The 22,178-nt window shown below is 59.5% G+C and carries 22 protein-coding genes; 13 read left to right on the top strand and 9 right to left on the bottom strand.

Annotated elements, in window-relative coordinates; all coding sequences use genetic code 11:
• Position 1: 1 nt before the first annotated feature.
• From hflC to AGR2A_RS12435, 3 genes are all read left to right on the top strand, one after another.
• Positions 2-925: a protease modulator HflC gene (hflC, locus tag AGR2A_RS12445; RefSeq protein WP_004442736.1), complete on the top strand. Its 924-nt coding sequence runs from the start codon at positions 2-4 to the stop codon at positions 923-925.
• 193 nt (positions 926-1,118) lie between these two features.
• Entirely contained in the window at positions 1,119-2,663 is a 1,545-nt protein-coding gene (locus AGR2A_RS12440) for a Do family serine endopeptidase (protein WP_072494621.1), read from the top strand.
• Positions 2,664-2,751: 88 nt separating this feature from the next.
• The gene (locus AGR2A_RS12435) at positions 2,752-3,501 is read left to right on the top strand and encodes an SDR family oxidoreductase (protein WP_080823083.1); all 750 of its coding nucleotides are present in this window, start codon (positions 2,752-2,754) and stop codon (positions 3,499-3,501) included.
• A 23-nt stretch (positions 3,502-3,524) separates the two neighbouring features.
• Here the strand turns inward: AGR2A_RS12435 and AGR2A_RS12430 are convergent, their stop codons facing one another.
• Both AGR2A_RS12430 and serB read right to left on the bottom strand, forming a co-directional pair.
• On the bottom strand, positions 3,525-4,088 hold the full coding sequence (locus tag AGR2A_RS12430) for a GNAT family N-acetyltransferase (protein ID WP_004442733.1): 564 nt from the start codon (positions 4,086-4,088) through the stop codon (positions 3,525-3,527).
• The gene (gene serB / locus AGR2A_RS12425; protein ID WP_037089924.1) at positions 4,085-4,975 is read right to left on the bottom strand and encodes a phosphoserine phosphatase SerB; all 891 of its coding nucleotides are present in this window, start codon (positions 4,973-4,975) and stop codon (positions 4,085-4,087) included. The genes AGR2A_RS12430 and serB overlap by 4 nt, the downstream gene beginning before the upstream one ends.
• Here serB and miaA point away from each other — a divergent pair.
• Positions 4,974-5,870 (top strand): tRNA (adenosine(37)-N6)-dimethylallyltransferase MiaA, encoded by an 897-nt coding sequence (gene miaA / locus AGR2A_RS12420; protein ID WP_072494620.1) that lies wholly within the window; start codon positions 4,974-4,976, stop codon positions 5,868-5,870. The two genes, serB and miaA, sit on opposite strands and share 2 nt — an antisense overlap.
• Before the next feature lie 6 nt (positions 5,871-5,876).
• On the opposite strand, the gene AGR2A_RS12415 is transcribed toward miaA, so the two are convergent.
• Positions 5,877-7,883, bottom strand: a complete 2,007-nt coding sequence (locus AGR2A_RS12415; RefSeq protein ID WP_080822951.1) for an ATP-binding protein — start codon at positions 7,881-7,883, stop codon at positions 5,877-5,879.
• 381 nt (positions 7,884-8,264) lie between these two features.
• Between AGR2A_RS12415 and AGR2A_RS12410 the strand changes: the two genes are divergently transcribed.
• The 4 genes from AGR2A_RS12410 to AGR2A_RS12395 all read left to right on the top strand — a co-directional run bounded on the left by AGR2A_RS12410 (position 8,265) and on the right by AGR2A_RS12395 (position 11,678).
• The gene (locus AGR2A_RS12410) at positions 8,265-10,058 is read left to right on the top strand and encodes an acetolactate synthase 3 large subunit (RefSeq protein ID WP_004442729.1); all 1,794 of its coding nucleotides are present in this window, start codon (positions 8,265-8,267) and stop codon (positions 10,056-10,058) included.
• 19 nt (positions 10,059-10,077) lie between these two features.
• A complete protein-coding gene (ilvN, locus tag AGR2A_RS12405) occupies positions 10,078-10,650 on the top strand; it encodes an acetolactate synthase small subunit (protein WP_004442728.1) in 573 nt (190 codons plus the stop codon).
• A gap of 133 nt (positions 10,651-10,783) precedes the next feature.
• Complete coding sequence (locus tag AGR2A_RS12400) at positions 10,784-11,152, top strand: ArsR/SmtB family transcription factor (RefSeq protein WP_006697797.1); 369 nt, start codon at positions 10,784-10,786, stop codon at positions 11,150-11,152.
• Positions 11,145-11,678: an SRPBCC family protein gene (locus AGR2A_RS12395; RefSeq protein WP_035209722.1), complete on the top strand. Its 534-nt coding sequence runs from the start codon at positions 11,145-11,147 to the stop codon at positions 11,676-11,678. The genes AGR2A_RS12400 and AGR2A_RS12395 overlap by 8 nt, the downstream gene beginning before the upstream one ends.
• Positions 11,679-11,842: 164 nt before the next feature.
• On the opposite strand, the gene AGR2A_RS12390 is transcribed toward AGR2A_RS12395, so the two are convergent.
• On the bottom strand, positions 11,843-12,688 hold the full coding sequence (locus tag AGR2A_RS12390; RefSeq protein WP_072494618.1) for an aldo/keto reductase: 846 nt from the start codon (positions 12,686-12,688) through the stop codon (positions 11,843-11,845).
• A 162-nt stretch (positions 12,689-12,850) separates the two neighbouring features.
• Here AGR2A_RS12390 and AGR2A_RS12385 point away from each other — a divergent pair, with 162 nt between their 5' ends.
• Entirely contained in the window at positions 12,851-13,444 is a 594-nt protein-coding gene (locus tag AGR2A_RS12385; RefSeq protein ID WP_004442723.1) for a LysE family translocator, read from the top strand.
• 18 nt (positions 13,445-13,462) lie between these two features.
• Here the strand turns inward: AGR2A_RS12385 and AGR2A_RS12380 are convergent, their stop codons facing one another.
• From AGR2A_RS12380 to AGR2A_RS12370, 3 genes are read right to left on the bottom strand one after another with little or no spacing between them, the layout of a single operon-like run.
• A complete protein-coding gene (locus AGR2A_RS12380) occupies positions 13,463-14,251 on the bottom strand; it encodes an anti-sigma factor family protein (protein ID WP_072494617.1) in 789 nt (262 codons plus the stop codon).
• Positions 14,248-14,799 carry an RNA polymerase sigma factor gene (locus AGR2A_RS12375; protein WP_072494616.1) on the bottom strand — a complete coding sequence of 184 codons (552 nt, stop codon included), beginning with the start codon at positions 14,797-14,799 and terminating at the stop codon, positions 14,248-14,250. The genes AGR2A_RS12380 and AGR2A_RS12375 overlap by 4 nt, the downstream gene beginning before the upstream one ends.
• Positions 14,783-15,163: a COG4315 family predicted lipoprotein gene (locus AGR2A_RS12370; RefSeq protein ID WP_048902723.1), complete on the bottom strand. Its 381-nt coding sequence runs from the start codon at positions 15,161-15,163 to the stop codon at positions 14,783-14,785. The genes AGR2A_RS12375 and AGR2A_RS12370 overlap by 17 nt, the downstream gene beginning before the upstream one ends.
• A 207-nt stretch (positions 15,164-15,370) precedes the next feature.
• Here AGR2A_RS12370 and AGR2A_RS12365 point away from each other — a divergent pair, with 207 nt between their 5' ends.
• A complete protein-coding gene (locus AGR2A_RS12365) occupies positions 15,371-16,498 on the top strand; it encodes an ATP-dependent DNA helicase (protein WP_006697803.1) in 1,128 nt (375 codons plus the stop codon).
• Between the two features lie 6 nt (positions 16,499-16,504).
• Here AGR2A_RS12365 and AGR2A_RS12360 read toward each other — a convergent pair whose 3' ends face one another.
• Positions 16,505-17,203 carry a MerR family transcriptional regulator gene (locus tag AGR2A_RS12360; protein ID WP_072494615.1) on the bottom strand — a complete coding sequence of 233 codons (699 nt, stop codon included), beginning with the start codon at positions 17,201-17,203 and terminating at the stop codon, positions 16,505-16,507.
• A gap of 234 nt (positions 17,204-17,437) precedes the next feature.
• Here AGR2A_RS12360 and AGR2A_RS12355 point away from each other — a divergent pair, with 234 nt between their 5' ends.
• Positions 17,438-18,193, top strand: coding sequence for a pyridoxine 5'-phosphate synthase (locus AGR2A_RS12355; RefSeq protein ID WP_072494943.1), 756 nt, complete (start codon positions 17,438-17,440; stop codon positions 18,191-18,193).
• A gap of 174 nt (positions 18,194-18,367) precedes the next feature.
• Complete coding sequence (locus AGR2A_RS12350) at positions 18,368-19,633, top strand: NAD(P)/FAD-dependent oxidoreductase (protein ID WP_080822949.1); 1,266 nt, start codon at positions 18,368-18,370, stop codon at positions 19,631-19,633.
• Positions 19,634-19,702: 69 nt separating this feature from the next.
• Here the strand turns inward: AGR2A_RS12350 and AGR2A_RS12345 are convergent, their stop codons facing one another.
• Positions 19,703-20,749: an NAD(P)-dependent alcohol dehydrogenase gene (locus AGR2A_RS12345; RefSeq protein WP_072494613.1), complete on the bottom strand. Its 1,047-nt coding sequence runs from the start codon at positions 20,747-20,749 to the stop codon at positions 19,703-19,705.
• Between the two features lie 189 nt (positions 20,750-20,938).
• Between AGR2A_RS12345 and AGR2A_RS12340 the strand changes: the two genes are divergently transcribed.
• Positions 20,939-21,844, top strand: a complete 906-nt coding sequence (locus tag AGR2A_RS12340; RefSeq protein WP_004442707.1) for an AraC family transcriptional regulator — start codon at positions 20,939-20,941, stop codon at positions 21,842-21,844.
• Positions 21,845-22,178 lie beyond the last annotated feature (334 nt).

Raw genomic sequence — 22,178 nt, 5'->3', positions numbered from 1 at the left:
TATGGGTAACCGTCTTACAGCCGTTCTCGTCGGTCTCGCCGTCCTGCTTTTTCTCGGTTATTCGTCGATCTTCGTGGTCAACGAGCGCCAGCAGGCCATCGTCGTCCGCTTCGGTGAAATCCAGGACGTGAAAACAGCGCCGGGCCTCTATTTCAAGCTGCCCTTCGCCTTCATGGATGCTGACCGCGTGCAATATATCGAGAACCGCGCCTTGCGTTTCGACCACGATAATATCCGTGTTCAGGTTTCCGGCGGCAAGTTCTACGAGGTCGATGCCTTCGTGGTGTACCGTATTACGGATGCGCGCCGCTTCCGGCAGACGGTCTCCGGTGACCAGATGTCGGCTGAATCGCGCCTGCGCACCCGTCTCGACGCATCGCTGCGCCGGGTTTACGGTCTGCGCGGATTTGAATCGGCGCTGTCGGATGCACGTGCGTCGATGATGCAGGAAGTGCGTGACGATCTGCGTCCCGATGCGGAATCGCTCGGCATCAGCATCGTCGATGTCCGCATCCGCCGTACCGACCTTACGCAGGAAGTCTCCCAGCAGACCTTCGAACGCATGAAGTCGGAGCGTCTTGCGGAAGCCGAACTGATCCGCGCCCGTGGTAACGAAGAAGCGCAGCGCCGCCGCGCTATCGCCGACCGTCAGGTTGTGGAACTGGAATCCGACGCTCGCCGCCAGTCCGAAGTTCTGCGCGGTGAAGGCGATGCGGAGCGTAACAAGGTGTTCGGCGAGGCTTTCCAGCGCGATCCGAACTTCTTCGAGTTCTATCGTTCCATGTCGGCCTATGCCAACGCACTGAACGGCAATGGCACGACGCTGGTTCTGTCGCCGGACTCGACCTTCTTCCGTTATTTCAACAATATCGACGGTGCGGCCCCTGCCTCTCCGGCCGCGCCCGCACCTGCGCCGGCGAACTGATAGCGGATAAAATGAATTTGGACGGGCCGGTTTTTACCGGCCCTTTCTTTTTGGTGGGGTTTCGTGCCAATGCTGTGGCTAAGGGCAAGGCGTCCCCCGCCTGTTCACGAAAAGGTATTTTTACACTTCATCATTCCGCCTTATGCTTTGACGATATATGCAGGGCAAGACGATTTGAAACGCGAGGACGCATATGGCCGTGACCCTTCTTTCGCCTTTTCGCAGCAGCATTTCCGCAGTCGCGGTAATAGCGCTTGTTGCGGGCAGCCTTGCGGTGCCGCTTCCGGCGGGCGCGCAAAGCCACGGGCCGGAATCTGTTGCCGATCTTGCCGAGCCGCTGCTGGATGCGGTGGTGAATATTTCCACGTCGCAGAACGTCAAGACAGATGGCAAGGGGCCGGTTCCGCCACGTCTGCCGGAAGGTTCGCCATTCCAGGAGTTCTTCAAGGATTATTTCGACAGCCAGAAGCCGGAAGGCGGTGAAAAGGTCAATTCCCTCGGGTCCGGTTTTGTGATCGATCCCGCCGGTTATGTCGTCACCAACAACCACGTCATCGAGGGTGCCGATGCCATCGAGGTGATTTTCCCGAATGGCTCGAAGCTCAAGGCGACGCTTGTCGGCACCGATACCAAGACCGATCTTTCCGTTCTGAAGGTGGAGCCAAAAACGCCGCTGAAGGCGGTCAAATTTGGCGATTCGCGCAGCATGCGCATTGGCGACTGGGTAATGGCGGTCGGTAACCCCTTCGGGCTTGGCGGATCGCTGACCGTTGGCGTCATTTCAGCGCGCGGCCGCAATATCAATGCCGGCCCTTATGACAATTTCATCCAGACGGATGCGGCCATCAACAAGGGTAACTCCGGTGGACCGCTCTTCAACATGAAGGGCGAGGTGATTGGCATCAATACGGCGATCATTTCGCCGAGCGGCGGTTCGATCGGTATCGGTTTCGCCGTTCCGACGGAGCTTGCACAGAACATCGTTCAGCAACTGATCGAATTCGGAGAGACCCGCCGCGGCTGGCTGGGTGTTCGCGTCCAGCCGGTCACGGACGATGTGGCCGCGAGCCTCGGCATGGACAGCGCCAAGGGCGCGCTGATTTCCGGGGTCGCCAAGGGCGGCCCGGTGGAAAACGGTCCGATCCAGGCTGGCGACGTCGTGCTGAAATTCGATGGCAAGGATATTCACGAGATGCGCGACCTTCTGCGGATCGTGGCGGAAAGCCCGGTCGGCAAGGAAGTCGATGTCGTCATCCTGCGAGACGGAAAGGAAGAGACCGTCAAGGTCAAGCTGGGCCAGCTGCAGGATACCAAGGATGAGAAAGCTTCGACTGACGACCAGCAGACTGACGACGGCGACAGCGGTGTGATCGCGCCGGAAGACAATGATGGCGGCGACGATCAGGCCCAGGATCAGACTCCGGAGGTGCGTGAAGCGCCGCAGAGCGTGCTTGGCATGAATCTCGTTGTGCTCAGCAATGAGTTGCGGACGGAAAAGGGCATTGCCGAGAGCGTTGAAGGCGTGCTGGTCGCAAGTGTCGATCCGGGTTCGCCCGCAGAACAGAAGGGTATGAAGGCAGGCGATGTGATTGTGGAAGTCGGACAGGACTTCATGGAGGTTCCCGGCGACGTGCTTGTGCGGGTGAATGGTCTGAAATCGGAAGGCCGCAAGAACGCCCACATGATGGTGGCCGATGCGCAGGGCAATCTGCGCGTGGTGGCGCTGCCGCTGGAATAACGCTTTCCGCACGATCGGGCAGGAATCGGGTGGTTCCGATGCTGCCGGCTCTTTAAGCCTTGGCCTCCACCGAACGGAGGCCAAGGCTATGAAATTACTTGAAAACAAAGTCGCCATCATCATCGGCGCGTCATCCGGCATCGGCCGCGCGACGGCGCGCCTGTTTGCCGCTCATGGCGCCGCCGTCGTCATTAATGCGCGCGGCGAAAAGGCGCTGGACGAGGTTGCCGCCGAGATTCGTGAGGCGGGCGGACCTGTGCACACGGTTGCCGGCGACGCTGGCGTTGCGGAAACCCATTCCCGTTTGGCCGAGGCGGCCACCGACGTTTTTGGTGGTCTCGATATCGCCGTCAACAATGCGGGTGGCGTGGGTGCCGCCAAACCGCTGGTGGAGATTTCGCCTGACGAATGGGATTACGTGCTTAACGTCAACCTGACTTCCGCCTTTCTTGGCGCGCGCTATCAGATTCCGCTGATGCTGAGGCGCGGCGGCGGTTCTATCGTCTTTACCTCAAGCTTCGTCGGCACCAGTGTCGGCATACCGGGCATGTCGGCTTATGGCGCTGCGAAGGCCGCGCTGATGGGGCTGGTGAAGGGTATTACCGCCGATTATGCCGCCAGCGGCGTTCGCGCCAATGCGTTGTTGCCCGGGGGTGTGGACACCCCGATGGCAGGGGATCAGGCACAAAAGGACTGGGCCGCCGGCCTGCATGCGATGAAACGCATCGCCCAGCCCGAGGAAATAGCGCAGGCAGCGCTTTTCCTCGCCAGCCCGATGGCGAGTTTTGTCGCTGGCGCGGCGCTTTTTGCCGATGGTGGCAACGCCGCGGTGAAATAATTCCGGACCGGCGGGTCACGACGTCAACGCGCCCGCCATTGCTCCAGCGTCAGCGCATAGGTGACGTGCGGACGCAGATGGGGATGCGTCTCCGCGGGCACGCGGGGATGGTCGAAATCCCGCGAGGGATCACGTTTCAGCCCGATTCGCTCCATCACGGCGGTCGAACGGTGGTTGTTCCAGACAGCGAAGGAGACGATTTCCGGCGTCTCCTTTTCGTCAAAGGCCATCACGAGCAGCGACTGCGCCGCTTCGGTGACATAGCCATGTCCCCAGAAACGGGTGGCGAGCCGCCAGCCGATCTCCATGGTGCCGACCGGGAAGGGCGGGTCGAGATTAAGGACGGGCGAAATACCGCAAAATCCCATGGATTCGCCTGTTTCCCGCTGCTCCATCGCATAGAAGCCATAACCACTGCCGCGGATCATGCCATTGATGGTTTCGAGAACCGCGTCCGCTTCCTGATGGCTGCGGCGGAAGGGGAAAAATTCCATGACCTTCTCGTCGGCATTGATTTCACGGAAAAGGTCTCGGTCGCTCTCCTTCCACTCGCGCAGAATAAGTCTTGGCGTCTCGCGAATGATCATGGGGTGACAAAGTCCGTCTTTCGATAACCCTGAATGTAAAGAAGCGCGGTCAGGTCGCCATGGTCGATGCGCATCTGCGCTTCGGCCGCCACGGCCGGCTTGGCGTGCAGGGCCACGCCCGCGCCCGCCACATGCAGCATGCCCAGATCATTGGCTCCATCGCCAACCGCCATCGCCTCATCTGGAGAAATGCCGAGTTTGGCGGCAATATCATTCAACGCATCCACTTTGGCCTGTTTTCCGAGGATGGGTTCGGCAACGGTGCCATCAAGCTCGCCATTTGCCTCACCAAGCAGATTGGCGCGGTTCTCGTCAAAACCGAGCACCGCGGCGACACGGCTGGTGAAGACGGTGAAACCGCCTGACACGAGGGCCGTGTAATAGCCTTTCGCCTTCATGGTGGCGATGAGTTCCTTGCCACCCGGGGTCAGCGTGATGCGCTTTTCGATGACGTCATCGATGACAGCAACCGGCAGTCCTTTCAGCAACGCGACGCGCTCCCGCAGTGCCGGTTCAAAGGCGATTTCGCCGTTCATGGCGCGTGCGGTGATGGCGGAGACCTTGTCCTTCAGCCCGACTTCAGCTGCCAGCTCATCGATGCATTCCTGACCGATCATGGTCGAATCCATGTCTGCGATCAGGAGTTTCTTGCGACGCTGGTCCTGCTCCTGGATTACGATATCGATCGGCTGGCCGGCGAGGGTGTCAGCGATAGCCCTGTGTGCCTGCTCTATTGCGGTGCCGGAGGGCAGTGCGATATCGCAGGCAATCCCGTCCGCCAGCCAGTAGAGGCCCGATGCGTTCACGGCCTTCGCGGCCGCTTCGCCGAGGGCCGGTGTCAGAACAGGATTTGACGGATTGGCGATAAGCGTGGCAACCAGAGCCATGATGAAAAACCTTGATGAGAATTTTGATGCGATCCTGATAACCGGCCCGACGGCTAGCGGCAAGTCCGCGCTTGCGCTTCGTCTGGCTGTGGAGCGGGACGGTGTCGTCATCAATGCCGACAGCATGCAGGTTTACGACACGCTGCGCGTGTTGACCGCCCGACCGTCCGAAGACGAGATGGAGGGGGTGCCGCATCTCCTCTACGGTCACGTGCCGGCGAGCAGCCTCTACTCCACGGGCGAATGGCTGCGGGACATCTCCGTCGTGCTTGCCGATCTGCGCGGGCAGGGGCGTTTCCCCGTCATCGTCGGCGGCACGGGGCTTTACTTCAAGGCGCTGACAGGCGGGCTTTCCGACATGCCTGCCATTCCGGACACGATCCGTGAGCCGATGCGGGCCCGGTTGATCGAAGAAGGCGCAGCCATCCTTTACGCCGAGCTTGTCCGGCGCGATCCCGTCATGGCCGACATGCTCCAGCCGGGAGACGGCCAGCGTATTGTCCGCGCGCTGGAGGTGCTTGAAGCGACCGGGAAGTCCATCAGGGATTTTCAGCTTGCCCGTGGCCCGATGATCGTTGATCCGGACCGGGCGCAAAAACTCGTGGTCCTGCCGGAGAGGCCGGTATTGCATGCGCGTATCAACCGGCGTTTCGAAGCCATGATGCATAGCGGTGCAGTGGAGGAGGTGCAGGCGCTTCTCGCCCTCGATCTTCCGGCCGATGCCACCGTCATGAAGGCGATTGGCGTTGCCCAGATTGCTGAAATGCTGGCCGGGCGCATGAGCACGGCGGATGTCGTTGAAAGATCGGCCGCTGCAACCCGACAATATGCCAAACGGCAGATGACATGGTTCCGCAACCAGATGGATGAAGACTGGATGCGTATTCAGCCGTGAAGGAACTCAATCTTTCCTGTAGAGACTGCCGAGCGGTTTCTTGAGCAGGCTTTCACGCAGCGACGGGCGTGTATCACCCTGGGGACCATTCTGCGCCTGCATCTGGAAACCGGCTTTGCGCAACTCGTTGACGGCGCTGGAGGCGGTGTCGGTGCCTACCGGATTTTGTGATGCAGGCAGGGCGCGCCCAGGTAGCATGTCCGGGCGGTAGGGTTCGTATTCCTCGCTTGCAGCCGTCCCCAACTCCCGCTTCCAGGGATCGATATCGGCGGCATCGAGAGGCCGCGCGGTCGGTTCCGCCGGATCTGAAAAGGCCGCTTCCACGCTCTGCTGAAAGCCTGTGATAACCGGTCTGCTTGCGGCGCGCATGCGAGTGACGATGGCGTTCAGGTCAACGGTATCGGGCGTTTCCTGGCTGGCGTGGCTGATCGTGCCGCTCGCCTTGGGCAATTTGATGGTGGGCACCCGGTCGAAACGCATGCGCATTGGCACCCCGACTGCCTCGCCGAAGGCGATGGCTTCGCCATTGCCGATGGAGGAAAGAAAGCTGGTGGTTGAGGCCGATGCGTTCGGCACAGCCGAGAGAATGATCTTCTGGTCGATTTCGTTCGACAGCCGCATGGCGAAAACAGTCGAACATTGCGACAGGATTGTCTGATCCAGCTCACTGGGTCTCTGGGTGATGATGCCCAGCGAAATGCCGTATTTCCGGCCTTCCTTGGCAATCTGGGCGATGGATTGCCGGGTGGGGAAAAAGCCGCGCTCGGGGTCGGCGGGAACATAACGGTGCGCTTCCTCGCACACCACGAGCATATGCAGCGAACCGCGCGCCAGCACCGCCAGTTCGAAGGACATACGGCAAAGAACGGAAACCACCGAGTTTACCACTTCGGACGGGATGCCCGACAGTTGGAATACCGAAATCGGTTTGCCTTCCCCGGGAATGCGGAAAATATGCGCCACGGTTTCCAGAATCGTGTCGCTGATCGTATTGCTGGAGAACATGAAATTATAACGCGTGTCGTTGATGGCCGAAAGAATGCGGCCTTTCAGCGTGCGTAGCGCCGGTTTTTCGCCACGCCCCTCCAGCCGCCCGATGCGCTCGTCGATGAGGGCGAGAAGATCGGCGATGCGGTAGGGAACCGGCGTGTCCGGTGTGATCGCGCTCTTGTCGGAGGTGCGGCGAACGGCCGAACCTTCGGTTCCGCGAAACGCTTTTTTCGCCTCGGGAATCAGATCCCGCAGAACATCCATTTCCTCCGGCACGGGTTTGCGGCCGCGGAACACAACTTCCGCGAACTCCTCAAGGCGCATCAACCAGAAGGGAAGGTCCAGCGTATCGGTGTCGATGACGACGGAATGATCTGGGAAGGCGGCGGCGAATTCGTTGTGCGGATCAAGAATGAGGACACGCAGTTTCGGGTCGGTCTCGATTGCCTTGTTCAAAAGCAGGGAGACCGCAGTGGTCTTGCCCACACCGGTCGAACCGACAACGGCGAAATGTTTGGCCAGCATCTGCGGAATATTGATGGCGGCATTGATCGTATCGTCCTGCGTCAGCTTGCCGATGACGCAGGCGTCGCGCTTGCCGCCGTCGTAAATCCTGGAGAGGTCGCTCGCACGGATACGATGCGCGACCGCGCCGAGATAGGGATAACGGGAGATGCCGGTGGAAAAGCGTTCGCTGCCATCTTCGGTGCGATAAACCTCGCCCACGAGTTCAACGTCGATCAGCAGCCTGTTCGGCTTGTCTGGCGCCCAGTATTCTTCGCCGGTCCGCATGGCAAAGACAAGCGCGGCGACGCGGCTTGTGCCCATTTCAATGGAGATCAGGCGTCCGACGGACCAGAGCTGCGATACGTCTGTGGTGCCCGGTTCGGTTTCCGCAACAATGGTGGCGCGTGCGCCGTCGCAGGCGATGACACGGCCGAGCATGCGGTTCGCCGGCTGCTCGCCGGATCGCCGTTCGTTTTCGCCCATGCGGGACGCGTTATGAAACGTGTCGTTACTCACATTTTTTCCCGGTACATGCGGATGATCGCGGTGGTTCCGGCAGCATCTGCCTTCCCGGTATAAAAGATTATGCTTAACAACAGGTGTATCGCTTGTGTTCGAAAATTTCGCGCAGCCGCGCTTTCCGGCAATAAAAGAAGGCGACGGTGATTTTTTCATGCAATATGCGTTGACGGCTGGGGCTTTTGTGGCTAACACTCCGGCCCATGAAAAATCTTAACGTACTTATCGTGGTGGGACGGCGCATGGGCAGGATGGTGTAACCATCCGGCGAAAGCACCCATGCGCTGAACGAGGCTCCTCTAGGGGCCTTTTTTTATGTCTTCAAACAGGCCCTCGGGCTCCTCGATATCCAAAGCCAAAGCGGGATGGAAACAGGCAATGACGGATAAGGACAATACGGAAAACAGCAATCGCATGACAGGTGCGGAGATCGTTCTGCAGGCGCTGAAGGACAACGGCGTCGAGCACATCTTCGGTTATCCCGGCGGCGCCGTACTTCCGATCTATGACGAGATTTTCCAGCAGGAAGACATCCAGCATATTCTCGTGCGCCATGAGCAGGGCGCTGGCCATGCGGCTGAAGGTTATGCCCGCTCGACCGGCAAGGTCGGTGTCATGCTCGTCACCTCAGGTCCCGGCGCGACCAATGCGGTCACCCCGCTGCAGGATGCGCTGATGGATTCCATTCCGCTCGTCTGCCTGTCCGGCCAGGTTCCCACCACGCTGATCGGCTCGGACGCGTTCCAGGAATGCGATACTGTTGGCATCACGCGCCCCTGCACCAAGCACAACTGGCTGGTAAAGGACGTCAACGAACTGGCTGGTATCATCCATGAGGCTTTCCGCATTGCGCAGACCGGCCGCCCGGGTCCTGTCGTTGTCGATATCCCGAAGGACATCCAGTTCGCCACCGGCACCTACACGCCGCCTTCCGCCGCCGTCCAGCAGAAGAGCTACAAGCCGAAGGTTCAGGGTGACCTTAATGCCATCCATGCCGCCATCGAACTGATGTCGAAGGCGAAAAAGCCGGTTTTCTACACCGGCGGCGGCGTCATCAATTCCGGCCCGGAAGCAACCCGGTTGCTGCGTGAACTGGTCGAGCTGACCGGCTTCCCGATCACGTCGACATTGATGGGTCTCGGTGCCTATCCGGCGTCCGGCAAGAACTGGCTCGGCATGCTGGGCATGCACGGTTCCTACGAAGCCAATATGACGATGCATGATTGCGACGTTCTCGTCTGCGTCGGCGCGCGTTTCGACGACCGTATTACCGGCCGCATCAACGCTTTCTCGCCGAATTCGAAGAAGATCCATATCGATATCGATCCCTCCTCGATCAACAAGACGGTTCGCGTCGACGTTCCGATCATCGGTGATGTCAGCCATGTCCTGGAAGACATGGTTCGCCTGTGGCGCGCTTTGCCGAAGAAGCCTGAGAAGGCGCAGACGGCGGATTGGTGGGCGCAGATCGAGCGCTGGCGTGCCCGCAACTCCTTCGCCTACAAGAATTCCAACGATGTCATCATGCCGCAATATGCACTGCAGCGGCTTTATGAGGCATCGAAGGGGCGTGACACCTACATCACGACAGAAGTCGGCCAGCACCAGATGTGGGCGGCGCAGTTTTTTGGCTTCGAGGAGCCGAACCACTGGATGACCTCGGGCGGTCTCGGCACGATGGGTTATGGCCTGCCTGCTGCCATCGGCGTTCAGGTCGCGCACCCCGAAGCGCTGGTTATCGACATTGCCGGTGACGCCTCGATCCAGATGTGCATTCAGGAAATGTCCTGCGCCATCCAGTATGGCCTGCCGGTGAAGATCTTCATCCTCAACAACCAGTATATGGGCATGGTGCGCCAGTGGCAGCAGCTGCTGCACGGCAACCGCCTGTCCAACTCCTATACGGAAGCCATGCCCGATTTCGTGAAGCTGGCCGAAGCCTATGGCGCGGTTGGCATGTATTGCGACGACCCGAAGGAATTGGATGACAAGATTGCCGAGATGATCGCAGTCAAGAAGCCGGTCATTTTCGATTGCCGCGTTGCCAATCTCGCCAATTGCTTCCCGATGATTCCGTCTGGTAAGGCTCATAACGAGATGCTGTTGCCGGATGAGGCGACGGATGAAGCAGTTGCCAACGCCATTGACGCCAAGGGCCGTCAGCTAGTCTGAGCCGGGAGAGGAAAAGGACATGAACGCACACCTACAACCCACCGGCTCCGCCTACTTCATCCAGAAGGAGACGGCCGCCGTCGAAAACCACACGCTGTCGGTTCTCGTCAACAACGAGCCGGGCGTTCTCGCCCGGGTCATCGGCCTGTTTTCGGGCCGAGGCTACAACATCGAAAGTCTGACGGTTTCGGAAACCGAACATGAGGCGCATCTCTCGCGCATCACCATCGTCACGCGCGGCACGCCCATCGTGCTGGAGCAGATCAAGGCGCAGCTGGAACGGATCGTGCCGGTGCACCGGGTTCTCGACCTGACCGTTCGCGCCCGCGAACTGGGGCAGGAGCGGCCGATCGAGCGGGAAGTGGCGCTGATCAAGGTTGCCGGCACCGGTGAAGTCCGTGCCGAGGCGTTGCGGCTTGCCGATGCGTTTCAGGCCAAGGTCGTGGATGCGACGGTGGAGCATTTCATCTTCGAAATCACCGGCAAGTCGTCGAAGATCGACCAGTTCGTGGCGATCATCAAGCCGCTCGGACTGATCGAAATCTGCCGCACGGGTATTGCCGCGATGAACCGTGGGTCGCAGGGGATGTAATTTCTCCGAGTGCAGAGCAGATGTTGGAATACAAGCCCGCGGTTCGCCGCGGGTTTTTTTATGGCCTGCTCTTGGCTGATATATATTCAACCATATGGTTGACTTTCTTGGGCGGGAGTCTATATTCAACGACATGGTTGAATTATCCGCTTCACATCTAGACACTGTCTTTCATGCCTTGGGCGACGCCACGCGACGCACGATGCTGCGGGATCTTTCCCGCGGTGAGCGAACGGTGACACAGTTGGCTCAGCCGTTCGACATCTCGCTCGCTGCGGCTTCAAAGCACATCAAGGCGCTGGAAAATGCGGGGCTCATCCGCCGCGAGGTGAGGGGGCGTATCCATGTCTGCCGCCTAGCGCCGGAACGGCTGGAAGAAGCGCATGAATGGCTGGATTTCTACCGGCAGTTCTGGGGCAGCCGCCTCGATATTCTTGAGCAGATGCTCAGGGAGGAAGATCAGGGAAAAACCCCTGCAGATGGAGGAAATGACAATGGCTGATATTGCAATGCCTGACACTTATGGTCGCCTCGTTGAACCGACGACCCTGAAGATCGAGCGGCTGCTGCCGGGGCCGGTCGAACGGGTATGGGCCTATCTGACGGAAAGCGACCTTCGCCGCCGCTGGCTGGCTTCCGGCGAGATGCGGCTTGCCGCCGGCGCACCATTCGAGCTGGTGTGGCGGAATGATGAACTTTCCAATCCACCCGGACGCCGCCCTGAGGGCTTTTCCGAAGAGCACAGGATGGCTTCCCGCATCATTACGGTTGTTCCGCCGCACCGCCTTGTCTTCACATGGGGCGAGGGTGCCGAGGTTTCCATCGAACTCCAGGCTCTTGGTAAGGACGTGCTCCTGACGCTGATCCATCGCCGGCTGGCGGATCGCACCACAAGGCTCAATGTCAGCGCCGGTTGGCACGTGCACCTTGATGTTCTCGCTGCCCGCCTTCAGGAGGAGGAACCGGGACCCTTCTGGGAAACATGGCTGGGTCTGAAAGAGGAATATGAGCACCGGATACCGCAATAGGCACGGTGCGTTCTCGTGATGCAACGGCGCGGCTTGCCGCGCCGTTTCGATTGCTCCGCCTGATCTTCCCTGGGCGACAGGGCTGCCTATGGGACTTGGCGTTCACATTCCGATTCAACCGCTTGAGCGATTGATTCAGAAGTGTTTCCTAACCGTTTGTTACGTCACAGCATTTCCAGCGCCGTATTGCGCGTTGGCGGGGGGAAGACAGCGTCCAGTGCGGCCCAGTCCTCCTCGGTTATATCAAGATCGGTCGCGCCGCGATTTTCTTCGACGCGCGCGGGATTCGAGGATTTCGGGATCGCGATGACGCCTTCCCTTTCCAGCAGAAAGGCCAGAGCCAGTTGCGCCGGGGTCGCCTGATAGGCCTTGGCGATGCGTATGAGTTCATGGTTCTTGAGAATACGGCCCTGTTCTATGGGAGAATAGGCCATCAGTGGCACGCCGTGTTGCTGGCACCAGGGCAACAGCGAAAACTCCGGCCCGCGTCGGGACAGATTGTAAAGTACCTGATTGGCGGCGCAGTTCCTGCCGTCAGGAACAGCGAAAAGCTCTTCCATGTCGTCCGTGTCGAAATTGGAGACGCCCCAGTCGCCGATCTTGCCGTCCCTCTTCAGTCTTTCGAAAGCCGCCACGGTTTCTTCGAGTGGGTGCTCTCCGCGCCAGTGCAGCAGATAGAGATCGATGTGGTCGGTGCCGAGCCGGGCGAGGCTGCGCTCGCAGGCGTCAACAGTGACGGTGGCACTGGCATTCCAAGGATAGACCTTGCTTACCAGAAACACGTCTTCGCGATGATTGACGATAGCCCTGCCGACTATCTCTTCCGATCGGCCGTCCGCGTACATTTCCGCCGTGTCAATCAACGTCATGCCAAGGTCGATGGCCCGTCGGATACTTTCGACCTCCTGCTCGGCGGATGATCTCGTCTCCCCCATGTTCCACGTCCCGAGGCCGAGGGCTGGGACCTCTTTTCCGGATGGGAGGGCAACGTAGGGAATGTCATCATACATCGTTTCGCTCCAGGGTTTTCGCGGAAAGAATAAGCCTTTGTTCCGACTTCTCAACCCGGCACGGGCGGGATCGATCCATCAAAAAAATTGACCTCGTCGATCGGTTTGCCGGGCTGGTCTGATGGCGGTCCCGTGGGTAGGGTTGCCTTCACAGGAGAGATCATGACTGCCGAGACATTTATCGCGCTGGTGCTGTTTGCCTTCACCACCTCCATCACGCCCGGTCCGAACAATATGATGCTGTTTGCTTCCGGCGTGAATTTTGGTTTCCGTCGCACCGTCCCGCATATGCTCGGCATCGGTGCGGGCTTTCTTTCGCTGCTGATCGGGGTCGGATTTGGCCTCGGGGCACTGTTGCATTCGGTACCGGCACTTTACACCGGGCTGAAATTTGCGGGTGGGCTTTATCTCGTCTGGATCGCGTGGAAAATCGGAACGTCCCGCAGCCTCCATGAAGGCACGGCGGCTTCGCAGCCGATGAGTTTTCTTGCAGCAGCGGCGTTCCAGTGGGTCAATCCCAAGGCGTGGGTGATGGCGGTTACGGCAATGGCGACATATACGGACGAGACGCAGTATTTCCTTACCGTAATGCTTGTGGGGGTGGCCTTCGCTGCCGTCAATCTTCCCAGTGTTTCCACCTGGGCCGGTTTCGGCTCGGCGCTTCGCGACTGGCTCTCCGTTCCAGTCCGGCTCAAATGGTTCAACATCAGCATGGCCGTGCTTCTCGTCATCAGTCTCTGGCCGATGCTGAAATAACGGCTCCACTCGGCGACCCTATGTCGGGAACTGCCGGTAACATTCCTCGGCGATCGCCTGTACCTCGGCTCGCGTCAGTTCCGCGGAGACGGCGTAACCCAGCTCGTTGTCGATCCAGTAGAAGGTCTCGATTCCGTCGGCGCTGGCCATGCGGAAACTGGTGGTGCGGTTTTCCTCGTTGTGGCCTATCAGCACCGTCACCCGCCTGCCGGTCCTGTCCTGGTACATCAACATCGCACCCGGCTTGCCGCTGACGGGGATAAGACGCCCACCGACGAGGTCATATCCAATCTTCGAAAGATCGGGAATCGCGAAGGGGTAGCCGAGCCGCTTGCCAAGCCAGGTTGCCAGATGCTGCTGTTCCCCGGCCCCCACCTCTACGGGATGACGCACTTCGCTCGCGTAGATGAGATAAGCGGATTTCGCCTGGGCAGGAATGTCCGTCGTCAGCGATGCCAGCACCACATCCTGCGGTGTGGAAACGGACCAAGGCAGAAGCCTGCCGGCTGCCGCGCCCGCCGTGAAGATCAGGAAGGCTGCCGCGGTTCGCAGGAGAAGGGGTTTAAGCCGCCAGGCGCGTGCGACCTTTTCGCAAGTCAGCATCGATGCGTCACGCGGATGTGCGGCGGCATAGGAGGCGAAGGCATTTCTCAGGCTGTCGGCCTGTCTCTTCCAGTCTTCCACCCGGCTCTGCTCTTCCGGTCTTTCCGCGAGCCATGCCTCGACAGCCGCGCGGTCATCGTCGGAGAGAAGCCCGTCGACATAGGCGTGCAGGTCGTCTTCGGTTATGGCATCAGCCCGTTTCATCGTGGTCTCCGCAGGGGAATGATATTATCCGCCGCCAGATTCTGGCGAAGGGTTTCGCGGGCGCGGGACAGTCTGGACATGACGGTGCCGAGCGGGATCGACAATGTCTCCGCCGCCTCCTGATAACTGTAGCCTTCCACCGTCACCAGCATCAGTACGGCGCGCATCTCAGGCGAAAGCAGCGCAAGCGCGCCGTGCAGGCGGTCGTTCTCCAGCGTATCGCCCAGCGTTTCGGCAGCGGCGATCGTTTCATCGAGACTTTCCGAAGGATGCCGTTTCTCTGTCCGGTGGCGGTTGCGATAAAGATTCGTCATTATCGTGTAGGCCCATGATTTCAAACCGGTTCCGCGCCATGTTGCTTTATTGGCCAGCGCCTTTTCGACGCAGTCCTGCAACAGGTCCTCTCCATCGGTATCTGAGCGCGAAAGGCTACGGGAATAACGGCGCAGCATCGGTATCAGGGCCAGCATCTCCGCTTCGAAGCTGCCGGCCGCGGGGGACTGTCTCCCCCGCGTCGCAGCTTCCATCTCGTCAGGGTTTTGCTGCATCCCACACACCGTTCACGCCGTCGCCGGTGGCATCGCCCTTCTTGGTGTCCTTGATCCAGTAATAGAGCGGCATGCCGTCCTTCGCCCATTGCTTCTTGCCGTCCTTGCGCGTCACGATGGAGTAAACCCCTTCGGCTTTCGCATTCTCCGCAGCGAAGAAGGGCGGCCAGTTCGTGGCGCATTTGTCATAACAATTGGATACGCCCTTCTTGTCGTTCTTGAAAGTGTAGAGCGTCATGCCTTTTTCACCTGCGAGCACATTGCCTTTTGCGGTCTTGACCGTTTCGACCGCCGGGGCGGCATAGGCTGTTCCGGCAAAGGCCAGAACGAGGGCGGGGACGATGAAGCGGATTTTCATGGACATATCCTCCTTGGTTCGGGCGGGCTCGAGCCGCCGGCACAACAAGAGACACCGTTGGTCCGTGGTTTATTCCCTTCGCAAAATATTTTTTTCAGCAGCCTGAAGACGAACGGGGAAAACCGGGCGTGAACCTGCGCTTCAGCGCTCACGATATTCATCTTTCGTTCTTTTTCTGTTGCGTAACGGGCTCGAATCCTGCGATGAGGGCGCATGTTATTTTCACCGCAACAGGACGAAGCGCTCAAGGCTGTTTCCCGCTGGCTCAAGGAAGGCCGGTCGCCGGTTTTCCGGCTGTTCGGTTATGCCGGAACCGGCAAGACCACGCTTGCCAAGCATTTTGCGGAAAACGTCGATGGAGAGGTGCTGTTTGCGGCCTTCACCGGCAAGGCGGCGCAGGTGCTGCGTTCGCGCGGCGCGACCAATGCCCGCACCATCCACTCCCTGATCTACCGCCCGCGCGGAGAGGAGACGGTGGAAGACGAAGAAACCGGCAAGACCTCGATTGCCCCGATGTTCTCCATCAACCGCCAGAGCCCGCTCGCCAAGGCGGCGCTCATCATCATCGATGAATGTTCGATGGTAGACGAACAGCTTGGCAAGGATCTGATGAGTTTCGGCACGCCGATCCTCGTGCTCGGCGATCCCGGCCAGCTGCCGCCGGTTTCGGGCGGAGGCTTCTTTACCGAGCAGGAGCCGGATTATCTGCTGTCGGAAATCCATCGCCAGGCGAAGGACAATCCCATCATCCATCTTGCCATGGATGTGCGGGAAGGCCGGGAGATCATGCGCGGCGATTATGGTTCCGCGCAGGTGATCTCCAAATCCGAGGTGACGCAGTCGCTGGTGCTCGATGCCGATCAGGTGCTGGTTGGCACCAACCGCACCCGCCGCCGCTACAATCAACGTCTTCGCGAGCTGAAGGGTTTTACCGCCGATTATCCGCAATCGGGCGACAAGCTGGTCTGCCTTCGCAACGATCCGGCCAAGGGCCTGCTCAACGGCTCGCTGTGGCAGGTGATGAGTTCGTCGCGCGAGACGGTGAAGCCTGGCATCAACCTGATGATCCGGCCTGAAGACGACGATATGGATCGCGGTGCGGCCAAGATCAAACTGCTGAAGGCGGCCTTCGAGGACGTGGAGGCCGAAATTCCGTGGTCCACGCGCAAGCGTTATGACGAATTCGATTTCGGCTATGCGTTGACGGTGCACAAGGCCCAGGGTTCGCAATGGAATAACGTGGTTCTCTTCGATGAGAGTTATGCGTTCCGGGACTCGCGCGAGAGGTGGCTTTACACCGCCATTACCCGCGCGGCTGAGACCCTGACCATCGTTCGCTGATCCTGGTCAGGCGCGGATGACGCCGAGCAGAACCGCCTTGGCCACCGCCTGAAAACGGTTGCTGGCGCTGAACTTGCCGATAATCTTCGCTTCGAGGATGTTAAGCTCGTTTGCCGAAAGGCCAAGGGCGCGGGCGAGCCTGACAGGGGCGTATCCTTCCGCCATGAGTTCGAGACATTTCCGTTCAGGATCGGTTAGCGCGATGTCGTTTGCCTGTCCCCGCTCGGCCGCGTCCGCGCCATCTTCGTCGCTATCGGTGACGAGCAGTTCCTCGATCTGCTGGGCCTGGCGCTGGAGCGTGGAAAGCTCCGCCGTCAACTCTCGCTTTCGCTGCCTTAGTGCGTCGCGAAATATATCGTCTGCCTCTTCCTGCGAGAGAGAACGGACCAGTTTTTCCATGATCTCCGTAATCGAAGCCACGGAAATACCGACTTCGCGGCAAACGTTGATAACGGCCATGCGCTGGACGTTGCGGTGAGAATAGACCCGCATCTGTCCGATGCGTTTAGACGTCAGCAGTGCCTTTTCTTCGTAAAAATGCAGGGTACGGTGGGTCACTCCGAAGATATTGGCCATGTCGGCGATCGGAACCGGTTCCGCGGGCAGCGATGAGGGCAGGCTTATATCCGGTAGAAAGCTGTTGACCCTTAGATTGGGTTTGTCCTCGTCGCCGTGACTTTCGAACGGCATCCGGCCATCCTGCATTGTCTCCCCCTTCGCGCTCTCCGGCAGCGTGTCTGCCTTTTTAAAGGCGTCTGTTGCTTATTCCCCCGCAACAGACCGTTTTTCGATAAAAACATAATGCCAAACGCTACATCAAAACCGGAACGTGTCATGCGCACTTTCGTTCCCGGTATGATAAAAAATTTATCAGCCTCCTTGCGGTCGGCGTCAACCTGCGTGAAACAGGATGTCAATTCCGAACCGGAGCCCGATGCCATGCCCGCAAAACTCTCTGTCAATCTGAACGCAATTGCCATGTTACGCAACCGCCGCGATCTTCCGTGGCCGGATGTCGCGCATTTCGGGCATATTGCACTGGAGGCGGGGGCAAGCGGGCTGACTGTACACCCGCGGCCTGACCAGCGCCATATCCGCTTCTCGGATCTACCGGCCCTGCGCGCGCTGATCGATGACAGGTTTCCCTCCGCGGAGTTCAACATTGAAGGATATCCGAGTGAGGATTTTCTCCTTTTGTGCGAAAAGACCCAGCCCGAACAGGTCACACTCGTACCTGACGATCCGTCGCAGGCAACCTCCGATCATGGCTGGGATTTCCGCGCGCATGCGAAATTTCTGAAGCAGGTCGTCGGACGGCTGAAATCGGGCGGCATGCGGGTGTCGCTTTTCGCAGATGGCGACGGCGAACGCGAGCCGGTGGAACTGGCGGCTGAGACGGGCGCTGCGCGTATCGAACTTTATACCGGGCCCTATGGCGGCTGTCATGACGATCCGCACAAGGCCGATGTGCTCGTCGAGACGCTTGGGCGGACGGCGGACCATGCTGCGGCGCTCGGACTTGCCGTCAATGCGGGCCATGATCTCACCGTCGCGAACCTGCCAAAGCTGATGAAACGTATCCCTTATCTGGCCGAGGTTTCAATCGGCCACGGGTTGACGGCGGATGCCCTGGAATATGGCATGGCGGAAACAGTCCGGCGTTTTCGGCAGGCCTGCGGTCAGGCTATTTCATAACCAAAGCCAATTTTTTCGCCTATGTTCTGCCTTGCGCATGCTCCGTGCGCGAGGGCGGCGGGAGATATGTCGGAACCGGTCCCGCCGAACTAGGTTCTGGGTTGAGTATCGGCGTTTCCGATAGTCGGAATTCACTTTCCGGACCGATGCTCGGGCTTTTGAAGGCAGAGACATATGCAAGAACATCATGTTGTCGTCGTGGGTGGAGGCTTCGGCGGTTTGCAGCTGGTACACGGGCTGGAGGGGGCCCCTGTCCGCATCACATTGATCGATCGTCGCAATCATCATCTTTTCCAGCCATTGCTTTATCAGGTTGCGACGACTGCGCTGGCGACATCCGAGATCGCGTGGCCGATCCGTCATCTCTACCGCGATCGCAAGGAGGTCACGACGCTGCTTGCCGAGGTGACCGGCGTGGATCGGGCGGCCCGGACCGTGCATCTCAACACCGGTGAAACGATCCGCTTCGACACTTTGGTGCTGGCTACAGGCGCACGCCACGCCTATTTCGGTCACGATGAGTGGGAGCGTTCCGCGCCGGGTCTCAAGACGCTGGAGGATGCAACGACAATTCGCCGCCGCCTGCTTCTTGCCTTCGAACGGGCCGAACTCGCGACCAGCGAAGAGGAACGACAGGCACTGCTAACCTTTGTCATCATAGGGGCAGGCCCGACCGGCGTGGAAATGGCAGGCATGATTGCAGAGCTTGCCCATAAGGCGCTGCCGGCGGAATTCCGCAACGTTGACACCCGAAAGACCCGCGTGCTGCTCGTCGAGGCTGGTCCCCGCGTGCTGCCGGTCTTTACGGAGGATCTTTCGGCCTATGCCAAGGAGGCGCTTGAGAAACTTGGCGTCGAGGTTCTGCTCGGAACGCCGGTGACGGCCTGCAGCGACGAGGGCGTGACGGTGGGCGAGACCCATTATTCATGCCGTACGGTCGTCTGGGCCGCCGGCGTGCAGGCTTCTCCCGCGGCCAAATGGCTCAATGCCGCCGCCGACAGGGCAGGGCGCGCCATTGTCGGGCCGCAGCTTAATCTGGAAGACGATCCCGATATCTTCGTCATCGGCGATACCGCCGCCGTCAATCAGGAAAACGGCAAGCCGGTGCCGGGTATTGCGCCTGCGGCAAAGCAGCAGGGCGCTTATGTCGCGAAGGTCATCAAGGCGCGGCTTGACGGCAAGCCGTTTCCTTCACCCTTCCGCTACAGCCATCAGGGCAATCTTGCCACGATCGGCAAACGCGCTGCGGTGATCGATTTTGGCCGGTTCAAGCTCAAGGGCGTGCTGGCATGGTGGATATGGGGACTTGCCCATATCTATTTCTTGATCGGAACGCGTTCGCGGCTGGCCGTGGCGTGGAGCTGGCTTTGGATTTACTTGAGTGGCCAGCACAGCGCGCGGCTGATCACCCAGAAAGAAACGCTGAAGGACGAGGCGTGAGGCAAGCGACAAAGAAACGGCGGGAAGCATGGCTTCCCGCCGTTTCCTGTTTCGCCGTTTCCGGACGCATCAAGCGTCGAGCGACGCCATGTCGATGACGAAGCGGTAACGTACGTCGCTCTTCAGCACGCGCTCATAAGCCTCGTTGACGTCCTTGATGTCGATCTTTTCGATTTCGGACACGATGTCGTGCTTGCCGCAGAAATTCAGCATCTCCTGGGTTTCCTTGATAGAGCCGATCATAGAGCCAGCCAGCGAACGGCGGCCGGGGATGACCGAGAAGGCGTGCACGGGGATCGCATGTTCAGGCACACCGAGAAGCACCATGGTGCCATTGACCTTCAGCAGGCCGAGATAGGCATTCCAGTCGATTTCCGCCGAAACGGTGCACAGGATCAGGTCGAAGGTACCGGCGAGCTTTTCGAAGGTCGAGGCATCGCTGGTGGCATAATATTCCTTCGCACCAAGCTTAAGGCCGTCTTCCTTCTTGGAGAGTGTCTGCGAAAGCACGGTGATATCCGCACCCATGGCTGAACCGATCTTCACGCCCATATGGCCAAGACCGCCCATGCCGACGATAGCCACCTTCTTGCCCGGGCCGGCATTCCAGTGCTGAAGCGGCGAATAAAGCGTGATACCAGCGCAGAGCAGGGGAGCGGAGGCGTCGAGCGGCAGGTTTTCCGGAATGGAGAGGACGTAATCTTCCCGCACGACGATATGGTCGGAGTAACCGCCCTGCGTGGCGGTCTTGCCGTCGCGTTCGACGGAGTTATAGGTCTGCACGAGACCCGGCATGTACTGTTCATTGTCGAGATCGCGGGTGGCGCATCCGACGCAGGAATCGACAAAGCAGCCCACGCCGACATGATCACCGACCTTGAATCTGGTGACCTTGGAGCCAACGGCGCGGACGACACCGGCGATTTCGTGGCCCGGAACGATCGGGTAGACGGCGTTCTTCCATTCGTTGCGGACGGTATGAATGTCGGAATGGCAGATACCGGCATATTTGATATCGATGACGACGTCGTCATCATTCGGCTCGCGGCGTTCGAAGGTGAACGGGGTAAGCGGCTTCGACGCATCTGTCGCAGCGTAACCTCTTGCAATAGCCATCTGAATATCCTTTCGGGAGTTGGGGACGGCGGAATATGCAATGGAAGAACGAACGGGCGTTAGAGCGATCCTCCTAGCTTTTTGCACGATCCTGCAAAAATATGATGGTGCACTCTTTGCGCGGGCCGAGAGGCTTTCTAGATAGATGACATCAAACACACCTCTTCCGTCAGTCAAGGGATTTCCCCTATGTCCTTGTCGTTCAATGTCTATCAGGAAATTGCTTCCATCGCCGCGCGGCATGCCACCAGCGACGGCGAGGTGCAGACGGCAATCGGCTCCCTTGGCATCAGCCGGCGTACGACTCCGAGCGCTCCCTGCCACGGCAGTTATCGCCCTTGTCTCGCCATGGTGATCCAGGGATCGAAAAGCGTCCAATTGGGGACGGACACCATCAACTACGGTGCCGGCGATTATCTCCTGACATCGCTTGATCTGCCGGTTGCGTGGCGGGTGGTGGAGGCGAGCAGGGAAGTGCCGCATTTCTGCATCTCGCTTGCCATCGACAGTGAAAAGCTGCTCGATCTCATGCGGCGTGTTCCTATCGATCCACCGGTGGAGCCGACGAATGCGCAGCGCGGCATCGTGGTCAATACAGCCACGCCGGAACTTCTCGATGCAGCCATCCGCCTGCTGCGCCTGCTCGATCGTCCCGCAGACATTGCCGCCGTGGCGCCGCTCATCGAACAGGAAATCCTTTATCGCATTTTGACCGGACCGGCCGGCGGGCAGCTGATGAACATCATTGCCGCTGGAAGTCACGGCAACCGCATCGCCCGCGCCATCGCATGGCTGCGCGAGAATTTCGCACGCCAGCTGCGCGTCGAAGACCTTGCAGATCACATCGGCATGAGCGTGTCGTCCTTCCATCATCATTTCAAGACGATCACGGCCATGACGCCGGTCCAGTACCAGAAGCAGCTTCGCCTGCATGAGGCCCGGCGGCTTATGCTGCTGGAGCGACTGGATGCCGGTACCGCGGGCCATCGCGTCGGTTATCAGAGCCCTTCGCAGTTCAGCCGAGAATATAGCCGCTTTTACGGGCTGTCGCCGTCACGGGACGTCGATGCATCGCGCGAGATTGCGGCGGGGTAGATTGGGGCTGTGCATTCGTAGCGGGTCGTCGGTAGGTGTGGCTTACCCCCCTTTGCCCTGCCGGGCATCTCCCCCACAGGTGGGGAGATAGATATGCGGCAAGGTTTTGCCCATCTCGACGTTAGAGAATGAAGTGGCGATAGCGCATCTTGTCGATCTCCCTCCTTGTGGGGAGATGCCAGGCAGGTCAGAGGGGGGTAAGCCACACCTACCGACGACCCGCTACCACACACAACCGCCTGAAGACGCACCCGCGTTGCTATTCATCCCCACGCCGCACCGCGTCAATTCTCATCCCCCTCTAAAGAATCCGCTTGACCCCAACGCCGCCTCC

The organism is Agrobacterium genomosp. 2 str. CFBP 5494 (assembly GCF_900013495.1).
Lineage (GTDB): Bacteria > Pseudomonadota > Alphaproteobacteria > Rhizobiales > Rhizobiaceae > Agrobacterium > Agrobacterium pusense.
Note: the sequence above shows the minus strand (reverse complement) of the source record. Positions and strands in the feature narration are given on the sequence as shown.